This is a genomic window from Mesorhizobium sp. C372A (assembly GCF_030323245.1).
GTDB lineage: Bacteria > Pseudomonadota > Alphaproteobacteria > Rhizobiales > Rhizobiaceae > Mesorhizobium.
This window is the reverse complement of record NZ_CP100475.1, coordinates 2065022-2088402: the sequence shown is the minus strand read 5'-3', so window position 1 is coordinate 2088402 and position 23381 is coordinate 2065022. Positions and strand designations below refer to the sequence as shown.

General features: G+C 63.8%; 28 protein-coding genes and 1 pseudogene. 19 read left to right on the top strand and 10 right to left on the bottom strand.

What is annotated here, in order from left to right; all coding sequences use genetic code 11:
• Window positions 1–285 precede the first annotated feature (285 nt).
• On the top strand, window positions 286–837 hold the full coding sequence (locus tag NLY42_RS09830; RefSeq protein WP_023755558.1) for a DUF2269 family protein: 552 nt from the start codon (window positions 286–288) through the stop codon (window positions 835–837).
• Window positions 838–844: 7 nt separating this feature from the next.
• Here NLY42_RS09830 and NLY42_RS09825 read toward each other — a convergent pair whose 3' ends face one another.
• Complete coding sequence (locus NLY42_RS09825; RefSeq protein WP_023668765.1) at window positions 845–1615, bottom strand: sulfite exporter TauE/SafE family protein; 771 nt, start codon at window positions 1613–1615, stop codon at window positions 845–847.
• Between the two features lie 208 nt (window positions 1616–1823).
• Between NLY42_RS09825 and NLY42_RS09820 the strand changes: the two genes are divergently transcribed.
• Window positions 1824–2321, top strand: coding sequence for a GNAT family N-acetyltransferase (locus tag NLY42_RS09820; RefSeq protein ID WP_023684173.1), 498 nt, complete (start codon window positions 1824–1826; stop codon window positions 2319–2321).
• Here NLY42_RS09820 and NLY42_RS09815 read toward each other — a convergent pair.
• The gene (locus NLY42_RS09815) at window positions 2278–2715 is read right to left on the bottom strand and encodes an Lrp/AsnC family transcriptional regulator (protein WP_023704892.1); all 438 of its coding nucleotides are present in this window, start codon (window positions 2713–2715) and stop codon (window positions 2278–2280) included. The two genes, NLY42_RS09820 and NLY42_RS09815, sit on opposite strands and share 44 nt — an antisense overlap.
• A 129-nt stretch (window positions 2716–2844) precedes the next feature.
• Here NLY42_RS09815 and NLY42_RS09810 point away from each other — a divergent pair, with 129 nt between their 5' ends.
• From NLY42_RS09810 to NLY42_RS09800, 3 genes are all read left to right on the top strand, one after another.
• Entirely contained in the window at window positions 2845–3762 is a 918-nt protein-coding gene (locus NLY42_RS09810; RefSeq protein WP_023755557.1) for a DMT family transporter, read from the top strand.
• 142 nt (window positions 3763–3904) lie between these two features.
• On the top strand, window positions 3905–4552 hold the full coding sequence (locus NLY42_RS09805; protein WP_023694592.1) for a thiamine phosphate synthase: 648 nt from the start codon (window positions 3905–3907) through the stop codon (window positions 4550–4552).
• 46 nt (window positions 4553–4598) lie between these two features.
• The gene (locus NLY42_RS09800) at window positions 4599–5663 is read left to right on the top strand and encodes a tetratricopeptide repeat protein (RefSeq protein ID WP_023694591.1); all 1065 of its coding nucleotides are present in this window, start codon (window positions 4599–4601) and stop codon (window positions 5661–5663) included.
• Between the two features lie 9 nt (window positions 5664–5672).
• Here the strand turns inward: NLY42_RS09800 and NLY42_RS09795 are convergent, their stop codons facing one another.
• A complete protein-coding gene (locus NLY42_RS09795) occupies window positions 5673–6689 on the bottom strand; it encodes a zinc-dependent alcohol dehydrogenase family protein (RefSeq protein ID WP_023711985.1) in 1017 nt (338 codons plus the stop codon).
• 113 nt (window positions 6690–6802) lie between these two features.
• Between NLY42_RS09795 and NLY42_RS09790 the strand changes: the two genes are divergently transcribed.
• The 7 genes from NLY42_RS09790 to NLY42_RS09760 all read left to right on the top strand — a co-directional run bounded on the left by NLY42_RS09790 (window position 6803) and on the right by NLY42_RS09760 (window position 12916).
• Window positions 6803–7654: a LysR family transcriptional regulator gene (locus tag NLY42_RS09790; protein ID WP_023755556.1), complete on the top strand. Its 852-nt coding sequence runs from the start codon at window positions 6803–6805 to the stop codon at window positions 7652–7654.
• 142 nt (window positions 7655–7796) lie between these two features.
• Window positions 7797–8363 (top strand): elongation factor P, encoded by a 567-nt coding sequence (gene efp / locus NLY42_RS09785; protein WP_023668757.1) that lies wholly within the window; start codon window positions 7797–7799, stop codon window positions 8361–8363.
• 22 nt (window positions 8364–8385) lie between these two features.
• Entirely contained in the window at window positions 8386–9186 is an 801-nt protein-coding gene (locus NLY42_RS09780) for an inositol monophosphatase family protein (RefSeq protein WP_023684166.1), read from the top strand.
• A gap of 206 nt (window positions 9187–9392) precedes the next feature.
• On the top strand, window positions 9393–10013 hold the full coding sequence (trhA, locus tag NLY42_RS09775) for a PAQR family membrane homeostasis protein TrhA (protein ID WP_286489130.1): 621 nt from the start codon (window positions 9393–9395) through the stop codon (window positions 10011–10013).
• A 179-nt stretch (window positions 10014–10192) separates the two neighbouring features.
• Window positions 10193–11218 carry a MotA/TolQ/ExbB proton channel family protein gene (locus tag NLY42_RS09770; protein WP_023668754.1) on the top strand — a complete coding sequence of 342 codons (1026 nt, stop codon included), beginning with the start codon at window positions 10193–10195 and terminating at the stop codon, window positions 11216–11218.
• 1 nt (window position 11219) lies between these two features.
• A complete protein-coding gene (locus tag NLY42_RS09765; RefSeq protein WP_023684164.1) occupies window positions 11220–12251 on the top strand; it encodes a peptidoglycan -binding protein in 1032 nt (343 codons plus the stop codon).
• A gap of 239 nt (window positions 12252–12490) precedes the next feature.
• Complete coding sequence (locus NLY42_RS09760; protein WP_023688945.1) at window positions 12491–12916, top strand: hypothetical protein; 426 nt, start codon at window positions 12491–12493, stop codon at window positions 12914–12916.
• 78 nt (window positions 12917–12994) lie between these two features.
• Here the strand turns inward: NLY42_RS09760 and NLY42_RS09755 are convergent, their stop codons facing one another.
• Complete coding sequence (locus NLY42_RS09755; RefSeq protein ID WP_023668751.1) at window positions 12995–13348, bottom strand: DUF1304 domain-containing protein; 354 nt, start codon at window positions 13346–13348, stop codon at window positions 12995–12997.
• A 146-nt stretch (window positions 13349–13494) separates the two neighbouring features.
• Here NLY42_RS09755 and NLY42_RS09750 point away from each other — a divergent pair, with 146 nt between their 5' ends.
• Window positions 13495–14982, top strand: coding sequence for a carboxypeptidase M32 (locus NLY42_RS09750; protein WP_023755554.1), 1488 nt, complete (start codon window positions 13495–13497; stop codon window positions 14980–14982).
• Window positions 14983–14992: 10 nt separating this feature from the next.
• Here the strand turns inward: NLY42_RS09750 and NLY42_RS09745 are convergent, their stop codons facing one another.
• Window positions 14993–16795, bottom strand: coding sequence for an ABC transporter transmembrane domain-containing protein (locus NLY42_RS09745; RefSeq protein ID WP_023755553.1), 1803 nt, complete (start codon window positions 16793–16795; stop codon window positions 14993–14995).
• A 205-nt stretch (window positions 16796–17000) separates the two neighbouring features.
• On the opposite strand from NLY42_RS09745, the gene rpmE reads away from it, so the two are divergent.
• Window positions 17001–17222 carry a 50S ribosomal protein L31 gene (gene rpmE / locus NLY42_RS09740; protein WP_023668748.1) on the top strand — a complete coding sequence of 74 codons (222 nt, stop codon included), beginning with the start codon at window positions 17001–17003 and terminating at the stop codon, window positions 17220–17222.
• A gap of 184 nt (window positions 17223–17406) precedes the next feature.
• Here the strand turns inward: rpmE and NLY42_RS09735 are convergent, their stop codons facing one another.
• Window positions 17407–18048 (bottom strand): TetR/AcrR family transcriptional regulator, encoded by a 642-nt coding sequence (locus NLY42_RS09735; protein WP_023700270.1) that lies wholly within the window; start codon window positions 18046–18048, stop codon window positions 17407–17409.
• A gap of 118 nt (window positions 18049–18166) precedes the next feature.
• Here NLY42_RS09735 and NLY42_RS09730 point away from each other — a divergent pair.
• Window positions 18167–18995 (top strand): annotated as a pseudogene (locus NLY42_RS09730) (NAD(P)H-binding protein).
• A gap of 1 nt (window position 18996) precedes the next feature.
• Window positions 18997–19473, top strand: coding sequence for an anthrone oxygenase family protein (locus NLY42_RS09725; protein ID WP_023755552.1), 477 nt, complete (start codon window positions 18997–18999; stop codon window positions 19471–19473).
• Between the two features lie 33 nt (window positions 19474–19506).
• On the opposite strand, the gene NLY42_RS09720 is transcribed toward NLY42_RS09725, so the two are convergent.
• The 4 genes from NLY42_RS09720 to NLY42_RS09705 form a co-directional block, all read right to left on the bottom strand.
• Window positions 19507–19818, bottom strand: a complete 312-nt coding sequence (locus NLY42_RS09720; protein WP_023755551.1) for an Rdx family protein — start codon at window positions 19816–19818, stop codon at window positions 19507–19509.
• Window positions 19815–20132, bottom strand: coding sequence for a hypothetical protein (locus tag NLY42_RS09715; RefSeq protein ID WP_348528093.1), 318 nt, complete (start codon window positions 20130–20132; stop codon window positions 19815–19817). The genes NLY42_RS09720 and NLY42_RS09715 overlap by 4 nt, the downstream gene beginning before the upstream one ends.
• 561 nt (window positions 20133–20693) lie before the next feature.
• Window positions 20694–21443 carry a YebC/PmpR family DNA-binding transcriptional regulator gene (locus NLY42_RS09710; RefSeq protein WP_023728639.1) on the bottom strand — a complete coding sequence of 250 codons (750 nt, stop codon included), beginning with the start codon at window positions 21441–21443 and terminating at the stop codon, window positions 20694–20696.
• 179 nt (window positions 21444–21622) lie between these two features.
• Window positions 21623–21946, bottom strand: coding sequence for an ArsR/SmtB family transcription factor (locus NLY42_RS09705; RefSeq protein WP_023728640.1), 324 nt, complete (start codon window positions 21944–21946; stop codon window positions 21623–21625).
• A gap of 51 nt (window positions 21947–21997) precedes the next feature.
• Here NLY42_RS09705 and NLY42_RS09700 point away from each other — a divergent pair, with 51 nt between their 5' ends.
• The 3 genes from NLY42_RS09700 to NLY42_RS09690 are packed head-to-tail and all read left to right on the top strand — an operon-like array spanning window position 21998 to window position 23373.
• The gene (locus NLY42_RS09700) at window positions 21998–22480 is read left to right on the top strand and encodes an SRPBCC domain-containing protein (protein ID WP_023755549.1); all 483 of its coding nucleotides are present in this window, start codon (window positions 21998–22000) and stop codon (window positions 22478–22480) included.
• A 20-nt stretch (window positions 22481–22500) separates the two neighbouring features.
• Window positions 22501–22863, top strand: coding sequence for a VOC family protein (locus NLY42_RS09695; protein WP_023755548.1), 363 nt, complete (start codon window positions 22501–22503; stop codon window positions 22861–22863).
• A 27-nt stretch (window positions 22864–22890) separates the two neighbouring features.
• Window positions 22891–23373, top strand: coding sequence for an SRPBCC family protein (locus NLY42_RS09690; protein ID WP_023755547.1), 483 nt, complete (start codon window positions 22891–22893; stop codon window positions 23371–23373).
• Window positions 23374–23381 lie beyond the last annotated feature (8 nt).

Here is a 23381-nt window from a genome sequence, read left to right as displayed (position 1 = left end):
CTTGGTCCGACCGCGCGCGGCCAAAATGGAGCGTCGGTCGCGAGCGGCTTAGTCCCCGCAGGTTTCAGGATCATGCCGCGAAACCAGCCAATGCCGACACGGCGTCTATCCGGCAAATGCCGGGTATTGTGCGGGCTGGCGGTAAAATCCGGCGACGGCGCCACCGCAACAAGCCGGCACCCACGCGGCATCTTCTGGATACATGTACGGAGATAATCCGCCCTCCTTCGGAAGCAGACGCGCGATAGCAGCGTTTACCCCCGGAACGATGCACAAGGAGCGGCAATGGACTGGTATTCTCTCTTCAAATTCCTGCATGTCATGGCAGCGATCCTCTGGCTCGGCGGCGGTTTCGCCATGCTGCTGGTTTCGATACTCGCCGATCGCGCCGGCGACGACGAGACGCTGATGGTCATGCTGAGAACGACGGACAAACTCGGCTTGCGTCTGTTCGTGCCGGCGTCTATCGCGACCCTGGCTTCTGGTCTGGTGCTGACTTCGCTATGGACCGGCTTCTCCGACCTTTGGGTCGTCATCGGCCTTTGCGGCTACGCCGCCGCGTTTCTGACCGGTATCCTCGTGCTGAAGCCTTCGTTCGAAAAGCTTGCCGCAATGCTTGCCGCGGACGGCATGACCCCGGCTGCCATAGCGTTTGGGCGCCGCATGATACGGATCGTCAAGTTCGATTTCGTCATCATGATCGTCGTCGTCGCCGACATGGTGCTGAAGCCGACCGCGCACGACATCGCCACTCTCGGCGCCATGGCGGTCGTGGTCGTTGGTGGTGCATCGCTGACCTTTGCGAGCGCCCCGCGAACCAAACCGGCAGCCGCCTGAGCGGGATTTAGAGCAGGCCGGCGATCCCGTCCCAAAGCAGCTTGACCGCGACCACGGCCACGGTCGCGTAGGTGAAGGGATAAAAAATCTCCGGCCGCATGCGCCGCACCAGCCAGGCGCCGGCGATGGTGGCCAGCGGCGCCAGCGGCATCAGCACGGCCGACGCCGTCAGGTTGGCGGTGTCGAACTGGCCAAGCGCGAAGTAGGGGATCAGCTTCAGCGCGTTGGTGGCGGCAAAGAAGATCGCCGATGTCCCTGACAGCACTTTCGGATCGAGCCGGATCGGCAGCGCATAGACCTGGAAGGGGGGCCCGCCGACATGGGCGACGAAGCTGGTGAAGCCGGCGACGGTGCCCCAGAAGGCGGCGGCGATGCGGTTGGGCGCCGCCGCATGGTCGGAACCGTGGCGGAACTGGAGATAGAGCCAGCGCAGCACGAAGATCAGCGCGACAGCGCCGACGATCAGCCGCACCATCTCTTCGGTGACGAGCGCTGCCGTCAGCCAGCCGAGCCCAATGCCGATCACCGCGCCCGGCATCATGTCGACCAGCATCTTTCTGTCGTAGACGCCCCACCACGTCCACACCGAAACGATGTCCATCAGGCACAGGATCGGCAGCAGGATGGCCGCCGCCTGCACCGGCGGCATGGCCAGCGCCATCAAAGGCACGCCAACGAAGCCTACAGCGCCGCCGAAGCCGCCTTTCGACAGCCCGACAAGTATCACCGCCGGAATGGCGGCGGCATAAAACCACGGATCGGCGAGCAGACCTGACATGAGCTGAAAATGGCTGGAGGGAAGACGGTTGCCCTGCAATAGCCCAGAAACCCTTGCGCCGCGACCGGGAAAATGCCGGGCCGGGTCGATCAACTGTGCGTAAAGCGACGGTTCCGGATTTGCGGCAAGATCGCCGCCGATGCATAAGGGCGCCGTCCCCGCTGCATCAGGTTTTGGCCCCAGGTTTTTGACCCCCAGGTTTTTGACAATGAGCGAACCCCACATCCGCCGCGCCGAAGCGGCCGACCTGTCTGCCATCGTAGTCATGCTCGCCGACGATCCGCTTGGCCGCAGCCGCGAGGATGCGACCGAACCACTCGCCAAGGCCTATCGCGACGCCTTTGCCGCCATCGACGCCGACCCCAACCAGTTTCTTGCCGTGATGACGGATAGCGGCCGCGTCATCGGCACGTTGCAGATCAGCTATCTCGCCGGGCTGTCGCTGCAGGGCGCCTTGCGCGGCCAGATCGAGGCTGTGCGCGTCGTCGCAGACCGCCGCGGCGAACGGCTGGGACAGCGTCTGCTGGAATGGGCGATCGAACAGTGCCGTGAACGCGGCTGCAAGATTGTCCAGCTGACCACCAACAAGAGCCGCCAGGACGCGCATCGCTTCTATGACCGGCTCGGCTTCAAGGCCAGCCACATCGGCTACAAGCTGGAGCTTAATTCAGTGGCGGCGGACGGCGCCGGATCGGCTGCGCCTTGATGATGGCGGTGCTGGTCTCCGCCTTGTCGGCGATGCGGTCGAGAAGCTTGTCGAGCTCGCCGATGGAGCGCACGTAGAGCCGGGCCACGAAACAGTCGTCGCCGGTGACCTTGTCGCATTCGCCGAATTCCGGGATCTCCTCGATCAGCTTCTGCACGATATGCAGCTTGCCCGGCAGTGGCCGCACCCGCACGATCGCCTGCAACGGAAACCCCAGCGCTTCCGGGTCGATCTCGATGGTGAAGGCGCGGATGACGCCGCGTTCCTCGAGCCGCCGCAGCCGTTCCGAGACGCTCGGCGACGACAGCCCGACCTGCTGCGCCAGATCCTTCAACGAAGTCCGCGAATCCAGGATCAGGATGTCGAGAAGCTTTCTGTCCAACTCGTCCAGCATTTTCATCTCCTCGCAAAAGGGCAGCGCGCGCCTTATTAAATAAGGTGTTGTGCCCTTATCACCTTTCATAGGGCATATAAACCCTCAAGGCGGCATGAGATTATGGCCTCAACAGATAGAGGTATTGTCATGGACAACACGGTACGCGGCACGATCGAGATGACGGCGGCGATGACGATCGTCGGCACGATCGGCTGGTTTGTCGTCATGTCGGGCCAGCCCGTTATGGACGTGGTGTTCTGGCGCTGCGCCTTCGGCGCGGTGGCGCTGCTGATCACCTGCGCGGCACTCGGGTTGCTGCGCGGCAGGCTGACGCTGCGCATTGTTGCCATCGCCGCTCTTGGCGGCGCGGCCATTGTCATCAACTGGCTGTTGCTGTTCAGCGCCTTCTCCCGCGCCTCGATCTCGATTGCCACGGCGGTCTACAACACGCAGCCCTTCATGCTGGTCGGCTTCGGCGCGCTGTTCTTCGGCGAGCGGCTGACCCTGGCCAAGCTGACCTGGCTCGGCATCGCCTTCGCCGGCATGCTGCTGATCGTGCAGACAGGGCCCGATGCGGGTGTCGGTTCCGGCATAACCGGCACAGATTATGTCATCGGCATCGTCATGGCGCTCGGAGCGGCCTTCTTCTGGGCTGTCGCGGCAATCGTCGCCAAGAAGCTCAAGGGCACCCCGCCGCATCTGATCGCGCTGATCCAGGTCTGCGTCGGCGTCGTCATGCTGGCGCCCTTCGCCAACCTCTCGCATTTGCCCGCCGATGCCTGGAGCTGGGCCATGCTGGCCACGCTTGGCGTCGTTCACACCGGCCTGGTGTACATATTGATGTACGCCGCCATCCAGAAACTGCCGACGCATCTGCAGGGGTCGCTGTGCTTCATCTATCCTGTCGTGGCGATCCTGGTCGATGTCATGGCTTTCGGCCACCGGCTGCATCCGGCCCAGCTCGTCGGCGCCGCCGCGATCCTGGTCGCCGCCGCCGGCATGAACCTCGGCTGGACTTTGTGGAAAGCCAAACCAACGGTCGAAAGCCCGCAAGCCGTCAAATGAGCGGCAGACCGTCTTCTTGCGGGCTATCGTAAACCAAAGCCATCTCATCGATCCCCGCCCGCCTGTTCAAGGCGGGCGCTTTGTTCTATGCCGCAATGCAACCATCTTCGCCCGGCATAGGCGAAACCCGGGATCGAAAGCCATGAACGACGCAACACCCCCCAACCGCTGCCGCATCGTGCTGATCGCACCCAAGGACGCTCCGGCGCAGCGCATTGCGGCTGCCTTCGACGGCGGTGATATCGCTTCCCTGATCCTGCCTGAGAACGGCATGGACGAGGCTGCCTTCCAGGCCTTCGCAGAACAGATCGTACCGGCCGCGCAAGCGGCCGGCATCGCCGTCATCATCGCCGGCGATACCCGCATTGCCGGCCGTGTCCAGGCCGACGGCATTCATGTCGAGGTTTCCAAGGACGCGCTCGCCGAGACCATCGAACACTTCCAGGGCAAGATGATGGTCGGCGCCGGTGGCGCCAAGACGCGCGACGACGCGCTGGAACTCGGCGAAACCAGGCCCGACTACATCTTCTTCGGCCGCTTCGACTACGACAACAAGCCGGAACCGCATCCGCGCAACCTGTCGCTCGGGCAATGGTGGGCGGACGTGATTGAGATCCCTTGCATCGTCATGGCCGGTTCCGCCATCGCTTCGGTAGAAGCGGTGGCCGCCACTGGCGCCGAGTTCGTGGCGCTGTCCAGCGCCGTCTTTGCCGAAGGCGCCGATCCGAAGGCGGCGATTGCTGCCGCCAATGCGCTGCTCGACCAAACCGCGCCGCGCTTCGAGGGCTGACGTGGGCCGACCTGGACTTCCTCTCGCGGTTCTCGTTGCGGCCTTGATGAGCGGGGCAGCGATCGCGGCGGAGACCGTTCCGCTGCCGCAGCCGAGGCCGGACACCAGCGCGCCCGCCCTCAGCGTGCCGGATGCGGTCGCCCCCGATGCGGGTGCCCCAAAAGCCGGTGCCACGGATTCCGGCGTCCATATCGACAAGCCGATCGACACCCCGCTGCCGCAGCCGGCGACAACCGCGCCGCTGCCGTCGGCCGACGCGATCAACCCCGAACGTTTCGGCGCCAAGCCGGCGGACCCCGCCTATGGCGCTTTCCAGCGCGGTCTTTACAAGACCGCCTACAATCTGGCGTTGGTGCGGGCCAAGAATGGCGACCCGGCGGCGCAAACGCTCGTGGCCGAGATTCTGTCGCGCGGGCTGGGCGTGCCGCTCAACCCGGCTGAGGCCGCCAAATGGTATGCGCAGGCCGCCGAGCAGGGGATTCCTGAATCGCAGTTCCAGTATGCGCTGATGCTGCTCGACGGCCGCTACGTCAAGAAGGACGAGAAGGGAGCCTATGCGCTGATGCAGGCCGCCGCCGAGGCCGGCAACCGGCTGGCGCAGTTCAACTTCGCGCAATTGCTCGTGCAGCAGGATCCGGGCGATGCCGGCATCGCCCGGGCTGTGCCCTATTATGAGCGTGCCGCGGCGACAGGGCTTGCCGACGCCCAGTATGCGATGGCGCAGGTCTATGCCAATGGCGTCGGCGGCAAGACGCGGGACGATGCAAAGGCGCGCAGCTTGCTGGCACAGGCTGCCAGGCAGAACTACGACACCGCGCAGATCGATCTTGCCGCCTGGATGATCGAGGGCCGGGGCGGTGTTCGCGACCTGAAATCCGGCTTCAACTGGATGAAGCAGGCAGCTGAAGGCGGCAATGTCGCTGCCCAGAACCGGTTGGCAAAGCTCTATATGGGCGGCATCGGCACCGACCCCGACCTGATCCTGGCCGGGGCCTGGTATGTGGTCGCCCGGCGCGCCGGCCTTATCGATCCGGAGATGGACGATTTCCTGCAAGGGCTGACCGACGACCAGACAAAGCAAGCCTTGCAGAAGGCCAACCGCCTGCCCTGACACGCAACGTCACTGTGTATGATCCAGCACGACCTTGCCGAAGGGAGAGCCGTGTTCGAGATGGCGAAGGGCCTGTGCTGCCTCTGCCCAGGGGAAGACCCGGTCGATCACCGGCCGCAGCCGATGGACGGCGAGCGCCCGGTTCATCGCTTCGAAGGACTCGCGCGAGCCGACCGGTATGCCGCGTGCTTTCACCTGGCGGCGGAAGATGTCGAGCGGATTGATCACCCCTTCGCTGCCGCCGAGATAACCGATGACGTTGATCTGGGCGCCGCGCGCCGACGCCTTGAGCGACTGCGCGAAACTTTGGGGACCACCGACTTCGATGATGTGATCGGCGCCGCGGCCATCGGTCAGCGCCAGCACGGCCGACGACCAATCCGGATCGTCGCGGTAGTTGACGCCATCATGCGCGCCAAGCCCCTTCGCCCAGGCAAGCTTCTCATCGCTGCTCGACGTAACAATGACGCGCGCTCCGGCCGCCCTTGCGAACTGCACGGCAAACAGCGACACGCCGCCGGTGCCGAGGCTGAGCACGGTTTCGCCTGGCTTGAGCTTGCCCTCGGTGAACAACGCATGCCAGGCAGTGACGGCGGCGCAAGGCAATGTCGCCGCCTCTACGTCGCTGAGATGCGCCGGCGCGATGACAGCCGCCTGTTCGTCCAGCCGGGCGAATTCGCTCAGCAAACCGTCGATCGGGCCGCCGCGCTGGTAGGAAGGTTCGGCCATGGCGAAGCTGCCGCCGACCCATCGCTGCCAGAACGTGCCGCAGACCCGGTCGCCAACCTTGAAGCGGCTGACCTCGGGGCCAAGCGCGACGACCTCGCCGACGCCGTCGGAAAGCGGCACCAGCGGCAAGGGGAATGTCGTGTGATAGCTGCCGCGCGCGATCTCGACATCGCGATAGTTGAGCGCCGTCGCCTTGACGCGGACGATCATCTCCTGACGGCCGGGCTCCGGCATTGGTCGTTCGACCATCTTGAGATTGTCGATGCCGCCCGGCTTCTGCAGTTCGATTGCCTTCATTGTCGTCGTCCTTTCGTTTGAAAGGAAAATTGCTTGCCAGGCGATGGATTTCAAATTCATAATGTTTACAATGATTATGCTTACGAAACATAGTTCTAGCTACGCTTGAGGAATTGCGCACGCTCGCCCTGTTTGCCGAGGAGGGCTCGATCCAGAAGGTCGCCCGGCGCCTGCCGCTGACGCAGCCGGCTGTGACCCGGCAAATCCAGCGGCTGGAGGACATGCTTGGCACGACGCTGCTCGACCGCCGGCAAAAGCCGCCGCGACTGACGCCGACGGGGCTGGAAGTGCTGGCGCGCGGACGCGATATCATCGCTTCCGTAGAAGCGCTGAAATCCTTCGCCGGAAAGACCGAGCCGGAAGGACTGTTCCGCCTGGGTCTCGCCCATGGCCTCTCGGACCGCGACATCGCCGGGGCCATCGCCAACGCCGCGGCGGCGTTCCCGAAAGTGTCGCTACGGCTCAAGACGGGCTGGAGCGCCGAACTAATCGGTCAATTCGAACGCGGCGAGCTCGATGTGACGATTGTTCTGCGATCGTCGGATAAGCCAGGTCCGGAAGCGCTTGGCACTGAACGTCTTGGCGTCATAGCTGCGTCCACCGTCGCCGATCCGGAAGACGGTGGCCGGACACCCATGCCGTGGGTGCTTAGTCCGGCACCTTGCGACGCGCGCCAGAAGCTCACGTCCGTTCTGGTCGGCGGAAGGCGTTATTTCGAGATCGCGGCGGAGATACAGGATCCGGCCTTGCAGATGGAATGGGTCCGTCGGGGGCACGGCCTTGGGCTAGTGCCGTTGCGTCTTGCAAGGCGCGGACTTCCCGACGGCCTCATGCTGGTCAACACGGAAGATGTCGACCTTTCCTTGCAGGTCGCCGCACTTCGTTCGCCTCATCTCAACCGGCTGACTGAGGCTGCGGACGCCATCGTCGAGGCTGTCGGCAGAGTCATTGCGGCCCAGGTTTGAGGCTACCAGCCCTTGTCGGGCGATCTGGCATCCCCTTGCCTCTCCTGCCGATTTGTGGTCTTGGGAGCCCGAAATCGCTTGTCCAGCGACCATCCCCATACCAACGGCCAAGCCGTTGGTAGCATCCCGGATCAATCTCATCATGGCCAAGATCAATGGCAACGAAATCCGTCCCGGCTATGTCATCGAGCACGATGGCGGCCTTTGGGTGGCGGTCAGGACCAACACCGTCAAGCCCGGCAAGGGCGGTGCCTATAACCAGGTCGAACTGAAGAACCTGATCAACGGCACCAAGCTCAACGAGCGCTTCCGCTCGGCCGAGACCGTCGAGCAGATCCGGCTCGACCTGAAGGATTTTTCCTTCCTCTACGCCCAGGACGACGCACTGGTGTTCATGGACACGCAGAGCTACGAGCAGCTCGAGCTGGCGAAGGATTTCGTCGGCGACCGCGCCGCCTTCCTGCAGGACGGCATGATGGTGACGGTCCAGCTCTATGAGGACAGGCCGATCGGCATTTCGCTGCCCGACCAGGTGACGCTGACCATCACCGAGGCCGACCCGGTGGTGAAGGGCCAGACGGCCGCGTCCTCGTACAAGCCGGCGGTGCTGGAAAACGGCATCCGCGTGCTGGTGCCGCCATTCATCGGCGCTGGCGAACGCATCGTCGTCGACACCAACGAACTCACCTACATGCGCCGCGCAGACTGACGCGTAGGCAGGAACAGATACGATGGCACGCTCCGCACTTCTCAATGTCATGGTCCAGGCCGCCATGAAGGCCGGCCGCTCGCTGTCGCGCGACTTCGGCGAGGTGCAGAACCTGCAGGTGTCGATGAAGGGACCGGGCGACTATGTCAGCCAAGCCGACCGCAAGGCCGAGGACATTCTGTTTGCCGAACTGTCGAAGGCACGGCCGGGCTATGCCTTCCTGATGGAAGAGCGCGGCATGATCGCAGGGGACGACGACCAGCACCGTTGGATCGTCGACCCGCTCGACGGCACCACCAATTTCCTGCACGGCATTCCGATCTTTTCCATTTCGATCGCGCTGGAGCGACAGGGCCAGTTGGTCGCCGCCGTCATCTACAATCCGGCAATGGATGAGCTCTACACCGCCGAGCGCGGCGGCGGCGCCTTCATGAACGATCGCCGGCTGCGCGTTGCCGGCCGCAGCAAGCTCACCGACTGCGTCATCGGCTGCGGCGTGCCGCATCTCGGCCGCGGCCAGCACGGCAATTTCCTCGTCGAGTTGCGCAATGTGATGGCCGAGGTCTCGGGCGTGCGCCGCCTGGGTTCCGCCGCGCTCGATCTCGCTTATGTCGCCGCCGGCCGCATGGACGGCTTTTGGGAAACCGGCCTTTCGGCCTGGGACATTGCCGCCGGCCTGCTGCTGATCCGCGAGGCCGGTGGCTTCGTCTCCGACATGGATGGCGGCCAGGATATGCTCGAAGCGGGTTCGCTCGTCGCCGGCAACGAGGTCATACAGCGCGCGCTGCTCAAGGCGGTGAAGAAGCCGCTTTCGGCGCGCTGATCACTTGGCATGCCGGCGCGGCGTGCTGAAGCGCCGCAGTCGCAAAACCGCAATCAAAGCTTGAAATACTGCCCGGCGGCCGCCCAGATAAGGGTGACGCAGGATTTTTTATGACGAGCATACCTTCACTATCCTCGCGAGAAGCGCAGCCAGACCAGCCAGTTGAAATCCCTTATGTCGGGCGTTGGCACTACTCGCGTGCGGAGATGATCGCCGATGGCATCGTCCATGCGGTCGGCATCGTGCTGGCGATAGCCGCCGGCTCGGCGTTGCTGGCGCTGGCCGCCTTCCATGCCGGTCCCGGCGAATACATCGCCGCCGCCTTCTTCGTGGTGTCGCTGCTGACTGTGCTGTCGATTTCGCTGACCTACAATCTGTGGCCGGTGACGTCGCCGGCGAAGTGGATCTTGCGGCGCTTCGATCATGCGGCGATCTACCTCCTGATCGCCGCGACCTACACGCCCTTTCTGGCCCAGCTCGACGGCTCGCCGCTGGCGCTGCCGATGATTGTCCTTGTCTGGACCGCTGCTTTGACCGGCATTGCCATGAAAGTGTTCCTGCCCGGCCGCTTCGATCGTCTGGCCATTGTCTTCTATCTCGCCATCGGCTGGAGCGGCGTCGTCCTGGTCAAGCCGCTGGTGGCGACGTTGCCGACGACCTCGATCGCGCTGATTGTCGCCGGCGGCATCGTGTACTCCTGCGGCGTCATCTTCTTCGCCTGGAAACGCCTGCGCTTTCACAATGCCCTCTGGCACGGCTTTGTCGTCACCGGCGCCGGGCTGCATCTTGCCGCCATGGTCGACTGCCTGGTCGTCAACCGCATCTGAACGGCGTGGTGCGGCCCGACAGTCGGGCAATATTGCCAAGCGCCATTCAATTTGGTCACAATTCCGTTTAGAGTCGCGAATTACGTGATCGGCGGCACTGGAGCGGTTCCAGGGAAGTATGAGCGGCTTCCCGTTCGGAATTGCGTCAAGGCAAATAGAGCATCGGAAACGGGGCACGGATGGCTTTTCTCAGATCCTTCGGCGTGGGCAGGCGTTCTGATGTCCTGATGTACGATCCGCACAAACTGTCGAGCCCGCAGGTCTTCCTCCTGACCATGGTCATCTTCCTGGTCATCGTCGCCTTCATCGCCGCCATCCTCACCCGCCAGATCTCGACCGCTTTCGGGAGCAATCCCGGCCTCAACGGCCTGATCGTCGGCGTCCTTGTGGTCGGCATCCTGCTTGCCTTCGCCCAGGTCGGACGACTGTTTCGCGAAGTGCGCTGGGTCAATTCCTTCCGCGCCGGTTCCGAAACCACCGAGCCGGTGCTGCTGGCGCCGATGAAGGCGATGATCGGCCGCTCCTCGACGGTCGCCTTCTCGACGTCTTCGATGCGCACCATGCTGGATTCGATCGCCACCCGCCTCGACGAAAGCCGCGACACCTCGCGCTATCTCGTCGGGTTGCTGGTGTTCCTCGGTCTGCTCGGCACCTTCTGGGGCCTGCTCAACACCATCGGCTCGATCCGCGAAACCATCGAATCGCTCGATCCCGGCACCGGCGACGCCGCCGCCGTGCTCGATTCGCTGAAGCAGGGGCTGTCGGCGCCGCTGGCCGGCATGGGTACGGCCTTTTCGTCCTCGCTGTTCGGCCTTTCCGGGTCGCTGGTGCTAGGCTTCCTCGACCTGCAGGCCGGCCGCGCGCAGACCCGCTTCTATACCGAGCTTGAAAACTGGCTGTCCTCGGTCACCGATCTCTCCTCCGACATCGCCGTCGCCGACCCGGCCAAGACTGAATCCTCCGACGAGATCCGGGTCCTGTCGGAACGGCTGCGCAGCATGCAGGAAAGCGGCGGCGGCTCCAATCCGCGCGTCGCCACCGCCATGGCCAATCTCGCCGACGGCATTTCCGGCCTGGTCAAGAACATGCGCTCCGAGCAGCAGATCATGCGCGACTGGGTCGAGGCCCAGTCGGACGAGCAGAAGGCGATGCGCAACACGCTGGAAAAGATCGCCGACGCGCTGAAGAAACCCGGGGTCCACTAGCATGGCTCTCGCCAGGGGCCGGCGCACCGATCGCCGGATCGACTATTGGCCGGGCTTCGTCGACGCGCTGTCGACGCTGCTGCTCGCCATCATGTTCCTGCTCACCGTTTTCGTGCTGGCGCAGTTCCTGCTCGGACGCGAACTCTCCGGCAAGGATACGGCGCTCACGCGCCTCAACTCGCAGATCAACGAACTGACGCAGTTGCTGGCGCTGGAGCGCTCGAGCGCGCAGGACAAGGACGATTCGCTGGCCAATCTGCAGGCGTCGCTGTCGGCCGCCGAAGCTGAGAAGAGCCGGCTCGAGCAGCTGCTGGCGCAAGGTGCCGGCGCCGGCGACGCCGCCACCCAGCGCGCCGCGGAACTCGGCGGCGAACTCGACAGCCAGCGCCAGATCAGCCAGCAGGCGCTGAGCCAGGTCGAGATCCTGAACCAGCAGATCGCAGCACTGCGCAAGCAGATCGGCGCGCTCGAGGACGCCCTCAATGTGTCCGAAACGCGCGACCGCGATTCCAACACCAAGATCGCCGATCTCGGCCGTCGGCTCAACGTCGCGCTGGCGCAGCGCGTGCAGGAGCTGAACCGCTATCGCTCCGACTTCTTCGGCCGCCTGCGCGAAATCCTCGCCGACCGCGAGAACATCCGCATCGTCGGCGACCGCTTCGTCTTCCAGTCGGAAGTTCTGTTCCCGACCGGGTCGGAAGTGATCAACGATGCCGGCAAGGTCGAGATGAAGAAGCTCGCCGATGCCATCATCGAGTTGCAAAAGGAAATCCCGCCCGAGATCAACTGGGTGCTGCGCGTCGACGGCCACACCGACAACAAGCCGCTGTCCGGCGCCGGCCGCTATCGCGACAATTGGGAATTGTCGACGGCGCGTTCGACCTCGGTGGTCAAGTTCCTGATCGAGAACGGCGTGCCCGCCAACCGGCTGGTTGCGGCCGGCTTCGGCGAATTCCAGCCGCTCGACCCCGCCGACACCGAAGACGCCCGCAACAAGAACCGACGCATTGAACTGAAGCTCACCGAACGGTGATTTTCAGTCACGCGAAATTGTTTGCCGGCTCAACTCTAGGGCGCAACGCCAGGTCGGCAAGGCCTGAAAACATTATCTTTCTTTAATTACACTTCGCGTTTCCGGGCTCCTACTTTGACGCGCAGGGCCGAGAACCGCCGGCGATGCCTCCCATCGCGACGCGACGGAACCGGACGGCCCGCTTCCGGAAGGCGGAGCGAAAGCGCTTGCCCCTTCCATAGCAGGAGGAGACGCACATCATGCGCTCTTTGAAGACTCTCAGGACCGCAACCCTCACGACACTTCTGATCACTGTTCCACTCGCCGGCGCCTATGCCGCCGGACATCACAAGGGCGCCCTCGACGCCAGCGACCCGACCGACATGACCGGTCCGCGCGTGACCGGCCTGATCGAGCAGGTGCGGGGCGTCGAACAGGGCATCACGGATGCGCGCGAGACGAAGGGCATCTCGACCTCGGAAGCGCAGTGGCTGCATCTGCGTGCTGCGCATATCGGCCAGGCCGCCGAACGGGTCGCCGCTTCGGACCATGGCCGGATCCCGGCCGCGCAATATCACGATCTGCTGCGCCGCCTCGACAATGTCGATCAGAGGCTGATGTCCGACACTGGCAGCGGCTTCATGATCGGTGATGGCTCCGACGGCGGAAATTATCCGAACGGCTGAGATCCGCTCTGATATCTCCAGGAATGAGGAAGGGACTGTCTGACGCCCCCGGATCTGGCTCCGAGGGCGTCTTTTTTGTCACCAGCCCAGCCACAGCGCAGCGAGGGCCAGCACCGCCGGCACGGTCTGAATATAGAGGATCTTCCGGCTGGCAGTCGCCGCGCCATAGAGGCCGGCGACGGCGATGCAAAGCAGGAAGAACACCTTGATCTGGAATCCCGCCGCGCCGAGATAGAGGCCCCAGATCAGCCCGGCGGCAAGGAAGCCGTTGTAGAGCCCCTGATTGGCGGCGAGCACCTTCGATGCGCTGGCGAAGTCCGGCTTGAGGTTGAACGCCCTGTGCCCGCGCGGTGTGTCCCACGCCACCATCTCCAGATAGACGATAAAGAGGTGGATCAGGGCCACCAGCCCGACCAGGATATTGCCGATCATCTTAGTCTCCCCTCCATGGCGGTGTTCCACCGCCAGCCAGCATTCCACGCACCAGCTCACCGGCGCAAGCTGCATAGCCACCTTTGAGGGTTGCCAATCCTGGCGCGTTGGTATCTTTTCCCGCGGTCCAAAACGCGGAACCTGCCATGTCTTTTCAGAAGCTCGATGATCTCGGCCACAAGCTCGAAGCGCTGGAACATGCGCTCGCCATCCTCGGCGCCGACGAGGCGACCCACATGGCCGTCGGCGGCGGCGAGAAGCGCGCCGAAGCGATGTCTTCCCTTGCCGGCATGCTGCATATCAGGGCTACCGCGCCGGAGATCGCCGACTGGCTCGCCGCTGCAGAAGCTGAAGCGCTCAACGAGGAGCAGCAAGCCGCGGTCCGGGAGTTGCGCCGGCAATACACCAACCTGACCTGCCTGCCGGTCGAATTCGTCGAGCGCCAGACGGTAGCGCGCATGCGCTCGGAGCAACTCTGGCGCGACCTGCGCGGCAAGAACGACTGGGCCGGATTCCTACCGGCGCTCGAAGGTGTCATCGCGCTGGTGCGCGAGGAAGCCGCCCTGCGCGCCGACGCGCTCGGCCTCGATCCCTACGACGCGCTGATGGAGCAATACGATCCTGGCAACCGCGCCGCCGACATCACGCCGGTCTTCACCGAGCTGAAGACATTCCTGAAGGGCTTCGTGCCGGAAGCCCTGGCCGCGCAGGAAGCGCGCCTGGCCAAGCATCCCGTGAAGCCGCTCTCCGGCAGCTATGCGATCGACCGGCAGCGCGAGCTTGGTCTCGCCATGATGGCTTCGGTCGGCTTCGACCTCACCCACGGTTCTCTGTCCGTATCGCACCATCCCTTCTGCGGCGGCGTGCCGAGCGACGTGCGCATCACCACCCGCTACAAAACGTCCGACTTCCTGTCGGCCTTGATGGGCGTGCTGCACGAGACCGGCCATGCGCTCTACGAGCAGAACCTACCGAAGGCCTGGGCGCACTGGCCGCTCGGCAAGGCGCGCGGCATGGCGGTGCATGAAAGCCAGAGCCTGTTCGTCGAGAAACAGGTCGGCCGCAACCCCGAATTCTGGCGCTGGGCGCTGCCCGTGGTCGAAAAGCATCTCGGCGAAGCCTGGTCGCTCGACGACATCCTGCCGCATGTGCACCGGGTCGAGCGCGGCCTGATCCGCGTCGACGCGGACGAGGTAACCTACCCGCTGCATGTCATCCTGCGCTACGAGTTGGAGCAGGAGCTGGTCTCGGGGCGGCTGCAGGCGGCCGACCTGCCCGAAGCCTGGGACGCCAAGATGCGGGAGTATCTTGGCCTTTCGACCATCGACAACCCAGCCGACGGACCGATGCAGGACGTGCATTGGCCAGGCGCCGCCTTCGGCTATTTCCCGTCCTATACGCTGGGCGCCATGATGGCGGCGCAGCAATGGGCTGCGCTGACGCGCGACCATCCTTCAGCCGACAGCGATCTCGCCAGGGGCAATTTCGCCGCCATCAATGACTGGCGCCGCGACAAGATCTGGTCGCAGGGATCGCGCTGGTCGACGCCCGAACTGCTTGAGCGCGCCACCGGCGAGAAACTGAATGCCGCGCATTTCACCGAGCATCTCCGCAAGCGGTATGGTCCCGCCTGATTGCGGGTTGCTACTCCGCGGCACCCCTGAAGGCGCTTGCTCCGGTTTCGAACTGCAGCTTGGCCAGCCTTGCATAGATTCCGCCCTTGGCGACCAGGCTCTGGTGCGTGCCTTCCTCGACGATGCGGCCGCCATCCATGACCAGGATGCGGTCGGCCTTCAGCACGGTCGCCAGCCGGTGGGCGATGACGATGGTGGTGCGGCCCTGCATCAGCCGTTCCAGCGCCGTCTGCACCAGCGTTTCGCTTTCGGCGTCGAGCGCCGACGTGGCCTCGTCGAGCAGCAGGATCGGCGCGTCGCGCAGGATGGCGCGGGCGATCGCCACGCGCTGGCGCTGGCCGCCGGACAAGGTCACACCGCGCTCGCCGACCTGGCTGTCGTAGCCCTTGTCGAGCCTGAGGATGAACTCGTCGGCCAGCGCGTCCCTGGCGGCGGCCTCGATCTCGGCATTCGTCGCGCCCGGCCGGCCAAAGCCGATATTGTCGCGCGCGCTTGCCGCAAAGATGGTGACATCCTGCGGCACGATCGCAATGCGCTCCCGCACTTCAGCCGGATCGGCTTCGCGCACGTCGACGCCGTCAATGGCGATGCGGCCAGTTTCTGGATCGTAGAAGCGCAGGAGCAGCGAAAAGACGGTGCTCTTTCCGGCGCCCGACGGGCCGACGATCGCCACCGTCTCGCCGGGCTTGACCTGAAAACTCAAGCCGTGGACGGCGGCACGGTCCGGCCTTGCCGGGTAGGAGAAGGAGACGTCGTCGAAACTGATCGCGCCTGTCGCCTTGGCGGGCAGCGGCAGCGGATTGGCCGGCGGTTGAATCGCCGGCGTCTCGTCGAGTATCTCGGTCAGCGTTTCGGCCGCACCCGCCGCCTGGGCAAGCTCGCCCCAGACTTCCGACAGTGCGCCCAGCGCGCCTGCGGCAAACACGGAGTAAAGCAGGAACTGGCCGAGCGTGCCGGGCGACATCGTGCCGGCAAGCACGTCACGCGAGCCGAACCACAACACCGCCACGACCGAGGAAAAGATCATGAAGATGGCAAAGAAGGTGAGCAGCGAGCGGGAGAAGATCGACGAGCGCGCCGCCTGGAAGGCGGCTTCCACCGCGGCCGAGAACCGCCCGGTGACCAGCGTCTCGTTGGTGAACGCCTGCAACGTGCGCACCGCGCCGATCTGCTCGCTGGCATAGGCGGTCGCTTGCGCCAGCGTGTCCTGCGCCTGCCGTGACCGGCGCCTCACCGAACGGCCGAACGCGACCAGCGGCAGCACGATGAGCGGAATGGCCGCGATCACCAGGCCCGACAGTTTCGGGCTGGTGACGACCATCATCGCCACCGCGCCAAGGCCGAGGATGACGTTGCGCAGCGCCACCGAGGCAGTGGCGCCGACGGCGGATTTCACCTGCGTGGTGTCGGCGGCAAGCCTCGAGACGATCTCGCCCGACTGCGCGGTGTCGAAGAAGGAAGGCGAAAGCGTCGTAACATGCGAAAACACGTCGCTGCGGATGTCGGCAACGACCCGCTCGCCGAGCGTGATGACGAAGTAGTAGCGTCCGGCCGATGCCGCCGCCAGAATGGCTGCCATCGCAACCAAAGCGGCGAAATACTCGGCGATGAAGACGGTGCCGGAAGCGCTGAAACCGTGGTCGATCATGCGCCGCACGGCCAGCGGCAGCGCCAGCGTCGTCGCCGCGGCGATGGCGAGCGAAATGAGGGCGCCTATGACCAGTTTGCGGTAGCGGAATATATAGGGATACAGGCGCCTGAGCGGCCCGAGCGAGCGCCTGCGCCCGTCTTGCTCGCCGCTGATGTCCGCCATGACCGTTTCCTCTGGCCGCTTCCAGGTGGGCGCGTTCAATATGCGCCTGCCGTGGCCTTGTGATTCAATTCCGGCTGATGTATAGGCTCGCCGACCGTTTTAGAAGCCGTGGCTTTTCAATAGCTGCGGCTTCGAGTTTTAAAAAGGGGCGCATCGACGCAGGCCGCGGGCCCGTCTGTAGCGCCACAAGCCAGGAAGCACGACAATGAAGGCCGATATCCATCCCGACTACCACACCATCAAGGTCGTCATGACCGATGGCACCGAATACTCGACCCGTTCGACCTGGGGCAAGGAAGGCGATACGATGAACCTCGATATCGATCCGACCACGCACCCGGCCTGGACCGGCGGCCAGCAGACCCTGCTCGACCGCGGCGGCCGCCTGTCGAAGTTCAAGAAGCGCTTCGAAGGTTTCGGCCTCTAAAGTTTACCTGTATCGCTGAATAAAGAACCCGCCTTTGTGGCGGGTTTTTTGTTGCCGTCAAAGTCAGTCGCTTCAAGCTAACGCGCCGACCTCCCGCTTGTGGGGAGGTCGGCCCAAGGGTCGGGTGCGGTCCGACGCCTCCACCCTGCTGCTTCGAAGCTACCCTTCCCAGAGTGGTGCGAGCCTACCCGTCCACCAATTCCCGCAGCGCCATGCGCTTGTAGGCGGCGACCAGCCTGTCGCCCTCCTGCCGATCGACCGAGATCGCCAGCCGCACGGCAGCCTCGCCCATCTGCCAGACGAGGAAGGCCGTTGTCTCCAGCGCCACCGGATCGGCGCCGGGATGCAGCCGCTTCAGCACCGTGGTCAGGAATTCGGCATTCGCCCGGCTGTCGGCAAGTTCGAGCTGGCGCAGCGCCTTGTCGGCCTGGGTGCCCGACCAGATGTCGCGCATCACCGGCTCGGCCAGAAACAGCTGATAGTAGATATCCACCAGCTCCGAAAACGCCTGCCGCAGGCCCTCGGCGTCGACGACATCCTTGAGCGCCGAGGAGATGCAGGCCTGGCTTTCGGCGGTGTAGCGCTCGGCCAGCGCCCAGACGATCGCCCGCTTGTCGGGAAAGAACTGGTAGAGCGAGCCGATCGACACCGCGGCCCGTTCCGCCACCTCGCCCATGCGCATGGCGTCGCTGCCTTGCTCGGCAATCAGCGCCGAGGCTGCGGCCAGCATGCGCTCGACCCGCTCGCGGCTGCGCTGCTGGGTGGGCGCCCGTCGCGGCGATGCGACCTGCTCCTGGGCAGATGCGGGCGTTGCTGTGTCTTCCATGACGGCCTCCGGTCTCGACAAAATCTGCCAACAGACGGCTTGACTCCCAAAATACGAGGGTTTATCACGTTTTGCAAATGTGAGGACTACTCATGTTTATGAACAGAGGAAAACCACCATGACCGACACCAAACCAGTCCTGATCCTCGGTGGCACTGGCAAGACCGGCCGTCGCCTCGCCGAGCGGCTGACCTCACAGGGCATTCCCGTGCGCATCGGCTCGCGTTCCGGCAGCCCCCGCTTCGACTGGGAGGTTCCGGAGACCTGGGAGCCTGCCATGCAGGGCGTGGGCGCCGTCTACATCAGTTACTATCCCGACATCGCCGTGCCGGGCGCCGCCGAGACCGTCGGCGCCTTCGCCAGGCTTGCGGTGGCAAATGGCGTCACCCGCATGGGTGCTGCTCTCCGGCCGCGGCGAGACCGAAGCCCAGCGCGCCGAAGAGATGGTCAAAGCCTCGGGCGCTGACTGGACGATCCTGCGTTGCGCCTGGTTTTCGCAGAATTTCAGCGAAGGTTTTCTCGTCGAGTCCCTGCTGCAAGGCGAAGTGGCCTTGCCTGTCGGCCCTGTTGGCGAGCCCTTCGTCGATGCCGACGACATCGCCGATGCTGCCTTCGTTGCGCTGACCGAACCGGGTCATGTCGGCCAGCTCTATGAGTTGACCGGGCCGCGGCTGCTAAGCTTCGCCGACGCGGTTGCCGAGATCGCCAAGGCGACCGGCCGCGACATCCGCTATATCAAGATCTCGCATGACGAATTCACCGCCGCGACGGCGGCATACGAACTGCCGCCCGAAATCGCCTGGCTGCTCAACGAGCTGTTCACCGAAGTGCTTGACGGCCGCAACGAGACGCTGACCGACGGCGTCCAGCGTGTGCTCGGCCGCGCGCCGAAAGACTTTTCCGCCTACGCAAATGAAACCGCTGCAACCGGCATCTGGAGCAACTGAGATGATCAAGCTTCTTCCCACCCTCACCATCATCGCCGCCATCGGCTCGGGCGTCGTCGTCGGCGTGTTCTTCGCCTTTTCCAACTTTATCATGTCGGCGCTTGCCCGGCTGCCGGTCCCCCAAGGCATCGCAGCGATGAATTCGATCAACATCACGGTGATCACGCCCACCTTCATGACGGCGCTGTTCGGCACCGGCCTGCTCTGTCTGGTGCTTATCGCCGCCGTTCTCATGGGGTGGAGCCAGTCCGGCTTATACTGGCTGCTTGCCGGTGCCGTGATCTATTTGATCGGCAACCCGATCGTGACCATGGTCTTCAATGTGCCGCTCAACGATGCGCTCGCCGCCGTCGACCCGGCCAGCGCCAATGGCGCAGCCGTGTGGGAGAACCATCTGAACCAATGGGTGATGTGGAACCACGTCCGCACCATCACCGCCATCGTGTCGATGGCCTGTTTCATCTTCGCATTGCTATGAAAAATGGCACTTCGCAAACGCAAGGACCTCGCCTCAAGAGGGGTCGTTTTGCGTGTGACCCTTGCGGTCGGAATGGCCTAGATCGCGGTCCGGATCGATGACGTCGCGCACCAGCTGCTTGAGCTTGGCTGCATCGGGAAAGCCGCCGTCGCGCTTGCGGTCCCAGACCAGCACATCGTTGCAGGAAACGGTGAAGATGCCGCCTGTGCCCGGCACCAGCGTCACTTCACCGAGATCCGTGCCGAAGGTGGATAGCAGTTCCTGCGCCATCCAGCCGGCCCGCAGCAGCCACTGGCACTGCGTGCAATAGGTGATGACGATCCGAGGTTTATCAGGGAGGCTCATTCATGTGTCTCGCGGGTGCGAACGGTTGTGCCGGCAACCCGATCATGGATCGGCTCATTGCCCAACGCTATCGTTATTCCGATCCAGACCTTCCAGACCAAAGACAAGCCGATCGCGACCAAGGCGGGCACGAATTCCAACCAGGCATTGCTCGGCGCAGGTCGCGGAAAGCTCCCCCAGGTCTGAAAGGCAAACCATGCCCCTGTCAGTACGACGGGGAAAGTGCCGAGAAACTTGATCACCTGTCGACGAAACGCCTTTCGCAAGGGCAAGCCTCTTCTCTGCCATTCATTCTCGTCATAAACGACGAGCACCAAAGCCCGCTTACCGACTGATCGGCCCGAGGCCATCTCCATAAGAAGAAGATAGATCGCCAGAGCGGGTACTTGGAGGGAAACTCAGATCCAACGCCGTAGGTCGAAAATTCCCCTTCGAATTAAGATCGATTGAAACCGTCTCGGGCTTCGCAGACTGGGTTTCCTTCGCAGTGCCAACTGCCCAATCGGCTACTGGAAAGCCGAAGAGAGACGACTTGCACACCTGCCAATCGTACCGTCCAAGCGACGGACCGCCGTGCACCTTGGCCGAGCTGCATATTCTTAGGAAGAGCCAGAAGTGACCTTTCACCGCACCGTCGGTCAGCGCGAACAAGCCAGCCACCAGAAAACAGAGAGGTATCAGCACGACAAGGTAGTCGATAAACGAAGCAAGGAACCGACGCCAGAAGCCACGCGGCGAGGCCAAGCCATCGCACCGGCAAGTGGAATCCCTTCGCCGGTCATCTCCCCTCCCGTCGATCACTGACTGATCTATACGTTGGGTGGGGAGTCCTTGGCTACGGCCTTCGCCTACACTTCCGTGTGACGGTCAGAAACTCATGCCGCGCTGAGCTTGGCCATGGTCTCGTCGTCGACCTCGAAATTGGCGTAGACGCTCTGCACGTCGTCATCGTCCTCGAGCGTTGCCACCAGTTTCATCAGCGATTGCGCCCGCTCTTCGTCGACCGGGACATTGTTCTGCGGCTGCCAGATCGGCTTCACCGATTCGGCCTCGCCAAGCGAGGCTTCCAGCGCCTTAGACACTTCGCCCATACTCTCGAACGCACAGTAGATGGTGTGGCCTTCCTCGTCGGACTCGACGTCATCGGCGCCGGCCTCGATCGCCGCGTCCATCACCTTGTCGGCGCTGCCGGCGGAGGCCGGATAGTAAATCTCGCCGGCGCGGTTCCACATGAACGACACCGAGCCGGTTTCACCAAGCGCACCGCCGGCTTTGGTGAAGGCGGCGCGCACATTCGAGGCCGAGCGGTTGCGGTTGTCGGTCAGCGCCTCGACGATCAGCGCCACGCCGCCCGGGCCGTAACCCTCATAGCGCACCGCTTCGTAGCTTTCGGCATCGCCCATCGAAGCCTTGTTGATGGCGCGCTGGATGTTGTCCTTCGGCATAGACACCGCCTTGGCGTTCTGGATGGCCAGGCGCAGGCGCGGGTTCATCGATGGGTCGGGCGTCCCGCTCTTGGCGGCGACGGTGATTTCGCGCGCCAGCTTGGAAAACATTTTCGACCGCACCGCGTCCTGGCGGCCCTTGCGGTGCATGATGTTCTTGAACTGTGAATGGCCAGCCATGGCACCCCTGTCGTCTTCGGCTAGAGCATCCCGAAGCGAGGTGGTCTCACCTCGTCTCCCGGATACTCGAATTCAAATTTTCAGAGCCGTCCAAGGTGCAACGCAATGGATGCACGGCGTTCTCTGTCGGAATGGCCGGCTTATAGATAAATCGGCTCAATTCGTCCAGCCGCGCCGGTTCAGCCCTCGAGATCGGATTTCAGCCGGTCGATGATGCTGAGCGCATGTCCGGCATACTGGCTGATCCAGCGGTCATGGATGTGCTTGATCGGCAGCGTGTTGAGATGGTTCCAGCGCTCGCGCCCTTTGCGCTTCGCCACCACCAGTTCGGCCTCTTCCAGCACCTTGAGATGCAGCATGACGGTGCAGCGGTCGATGTCGGGAAAGGCCTCGCACAACATGCCGGTCGTCTGCGGCGCGTCCTTCAGCCGATCCAGCAATTCGCGCCGGCGCGAATGCGCCAACGCCTTGAAAACATGGTCGTCCGCGGTTTGGCTTGACATGTTATGTTTATATAACATATCGTCGAGCCAATCAAGGAAGGAGCTGTGGATATGTCTCTTGGATTCAGCGTTTCCGGCCGCATCGGCAAACCGGTCGCCGAAGTCTTCGACGCCGTCGTCAATCCGAACAAGCTGAGCGGCTATTTCACCACCATCGGCGGCGCCAGTGCGCCGCTGGAAGCCGGCGTCGGTGTCGTCTGGTGGGACAAGGTGCCGGTCGAGGTCGATGACGTGGTCAAGGACAGCCGCATCGTGCTGCGCTGGGATGCCACAGATGCCGACGGCAGGCCCGCCTACAAGACCCGCATCGAGATGAATTTCGAGCAACTCGACGATGGCGGTACCCTCGTGACCATTGCTGAATCCGGCTGGCCGGAAGGCGCGGTCGGGCTGAAGAAATCCTACCTCAATTGCGAAGGCTGGTCGCAGATGCTGGCCTGCATGAAGGCCTATGTCGAATACGGCATCAACCTGCGTGACGGCTACTACCGCGGCGAGATGAGGGGCGAGCCGGCCGACGAGACAAACAGATGAACAACACAACGGAGCCCACAATGACCGCGAAGATCGCCGGCGGCATCAACATCGCCATGAAGGTGCCGCCGCACCAGTATGAGGCGACGATCGCCTTCTACCGCGACGTCGTCGGCCTGAAGCCGTTCACCGCCAAGGCGCCGGCCATTGGCTTCGAGCTTGGCCCCAACCGGCTATGGATCGACGAGGCGCCGATGCTGAGCCATGCCGAAATCTGGCTTGAGCTTTTCACCGACGATTTTGCAGCCGTTGCGGATCATCTGGCTGGGGCCGGCGTCGTCCGTTGCGATGCGGTCGAGCCGCTGGGCGAAGGCTTCCGCGGCTTCTGGATCGCCAACCCGGCCAGCATTGTCCACATGGTGCGCGAACCCGACGCTTGGTGAGCGCAAAAACCTGAAAGGAGCATTGGGATGGAGACCCACAAAACGCCGACCGCCGAAGCCGGCATGCTGATCAGGCGGCCGGTCGCCGAGGTCTTCGAGGCGATCGTCGACCCGGCCATCACCACGAAATTCTGGTTTACCCACAGTAGCGGCCGGCTGGATAGCCGCAAAGAGGTTCGCTGGGAGTGGCGCATGTACGGGGCCTCGGCGATGGTCAATGTCAGCGAGATCGTCGAGAACAAGAAGATCGTCATGCAATGGAGCGATCCGCCGACCACTGTGGTCTGGACATTCACGGAGATGCCCGGCGCCGAAACGCCTGACGGTGCGACCTTTCTTGAGGTCAGCAATTTCGGCTTCGCCGGCACCGCCGACGAGCAGGTCAAGCAGGCGGTCGGCTCGACCGACGGCTTCGCACTCGTTCTTGCCGGCGCAAAGGCATGGCTGGAACAGGGCCTGTCGCTTGGCCTGATCGGCGACCGTTATCCGAAGGGCGTGCCGGGGCGCTAGGATCGCCC

Bases quoted from the DNA above. Each gene is read 5' to 3' on its own strand.
- NLY42_RS09725 (WP_023755552.1), top strand. From the start codon at position 18,997: ATGATCAAGCTTCTTCCCACCCTCACCATCATCGCCGCCATCGGCTCG.
- NLY42_RS09765 (WP_023684164.1), top strand. From the start codon at position 11,220: ATGGCTCTCGCCAGGGGCCGGCGCACCGATCGCCGGATCGACTATTGG.
- NLY42_RS09780 (WP_023684166.1), top strand. From the start codon at position 8,386: ATGGCACGCTCCGCACTTCTCAATGTCATGGTCCAGGCCGCCATGAAG.
- trhA (WP_286489130.1), top strand. From the start codon at position 9,393: ATGATCGCCGATGGCATCGTCCATGCGGTCGGCATCGTGCTGGCGATA.
- NLY42_RS09795 (WP_023711985.1), bottom strand. From the start codon at position 6,689: ATGAAGGCAATCGAACTGCAGAAGCCGGGCGGCATCGACAATCTCAAG.
- NLY42_RS09820 (WP_023684173.1), top strand. From the start codon at position 1,824: ATGAGCGAACCCCACATCCGCCGCGCCGAAGCGGCCGACCTGTCTGCC.
- efp (WP_023668757.1), top strand. From the start codon at position 7,797: ATGGCCAAGATCAATGGCAACGAAATCCGTCCCGGCTATGTCATCGAG.
- NLY42_RS09720 (WP_023755551.1), bottom strand. From the start codon at position 19,818: ATGAGCCTCCCTGATAAACCTCGGATCGTCATCACCTATTGCACGCAG.
- NLY42_RS09760 (WP_023688945.1), top strand. From the start codon at position 12,491: ATGCGCTCTTTGAAGACTCTCAGGACCGCAACCCTCACGACACTTCTG.
- NLY42_RS09805 (WP_023694592.1), top strand. From the start codon at position 3,905: ATGAACGACGCAACACCCCCCAACCGCTGCCGCATCGTGCTGATCGCA.
- NLY42_RS09770 (WP_023668754.1), top strand. From the start codon at position 10,193: ATGGCTTTTCTCAGATCCTTCGGCGTGGGCAGGCGTTCTGATGTCCTG.
- NLY42_RS09745 (WP_023755553.1), bottom strand. From the start codon at position 16,795: ATGGCGGACATCAGCGGCGAGCAAGACGGGCGCAGGCGCTCGCTCGGG.
- NLY42_RS09815 (WP_023704892.1), bottom strand. From the start codon at position 2,715: ATGCTGGACGAGTTGGACAGAAAGCTTCTCGACATCCTGATCCTGGAT.
- NLY42_RS09690 (WP_023755547.1), top strand. From the start codon at position 22,891: ATGGAGACCCACAAAACGCCGACCGCCGAAGCCGGCATGCTGATCAGG.
- NLY42_RS09830 (WP_023755558.1), top strand. From the start codon at position 286: ATGGACTGGTATTCTCTCTTCAAATTCCTGCATGTCATGGCAGCGATC.
- NLY42_RS09710 (WP_023728639.1), bottom strand. From the start codon at position 21,443: ATGGCTGGCCATTCACAGTTCAAGAACATCATGCACCGCAAGGGCCGC.
- NLY42_RS09750 (WP_023755554.1), top strand. From the start codon at position 13,495: ATGTCTTTTCAGAAGCTCGATGATCTCGGCCACAAGCTCGAAGCGCTG.
- NLY42_RS09705 (WP_023728640.1), bottom strand. From the start codon at position 21,946: ATGTCAAGCCAAACCGCGGACGACCATGTTTTCAAGGCGTTGGCGCAT.
- NLY42_RS09700 (WP_023755549.1), top strand. From the start codon at position 21,998: ATGTCTCTTGGATTCAGCGTTTCCGGCCGCATCGGCAAACCGGTCGCC.
- NLY42_RS09810 (WP_023755557.1), top strand. From the start codon at position 2,845: ATGGACAACACGGTACGCGGCACGATCGAGATGACGGCGGCGATGACG.
- rpmE (WP_023668748.1), top strand. From the start codon at position 17,001: ATGAAGGCCGATATCCATCCCGACTACCACACCATCAAGGTCGTCATG.
- NLY42_RS09825 (WP_023668765.1), bottom strand. From the start codon at position 1,615: ATGTCAGGTCTGCTCGCCGATCCGTGGTTTTATGCCGCCGCCATTCCG.
- NLY42_RS09755 (WP_023668751.1), bottom strand. From the start codon at position 13,348: ATGATCGGCAATATCCTGGTCGGGCTGGTGGCCCTGATCCACCTCTTT.
- NLY42_RS09800 (WP_023694591.1), top strand. From the start codon at position 4,599: ATGAGCGGGGCAGCGATCGCGGCGGAGACCGTTCCGCTGCCGCAGCCG.
- NLY42_RS09735 (WP_023700270.1), bottom strand. From the start codon at position 18,048: ATGGAAGACACAGCAACGCCCGCATCTGCCCAGGAGCAGGTCGCATCG.
- NLY42_RS09695 (WP_023755548.1), top strand. From the start codon at position 22,501: ATGACCGCGAAGATCGCCGGCGGCATCAACATCGCCATGAAGGTGCCG.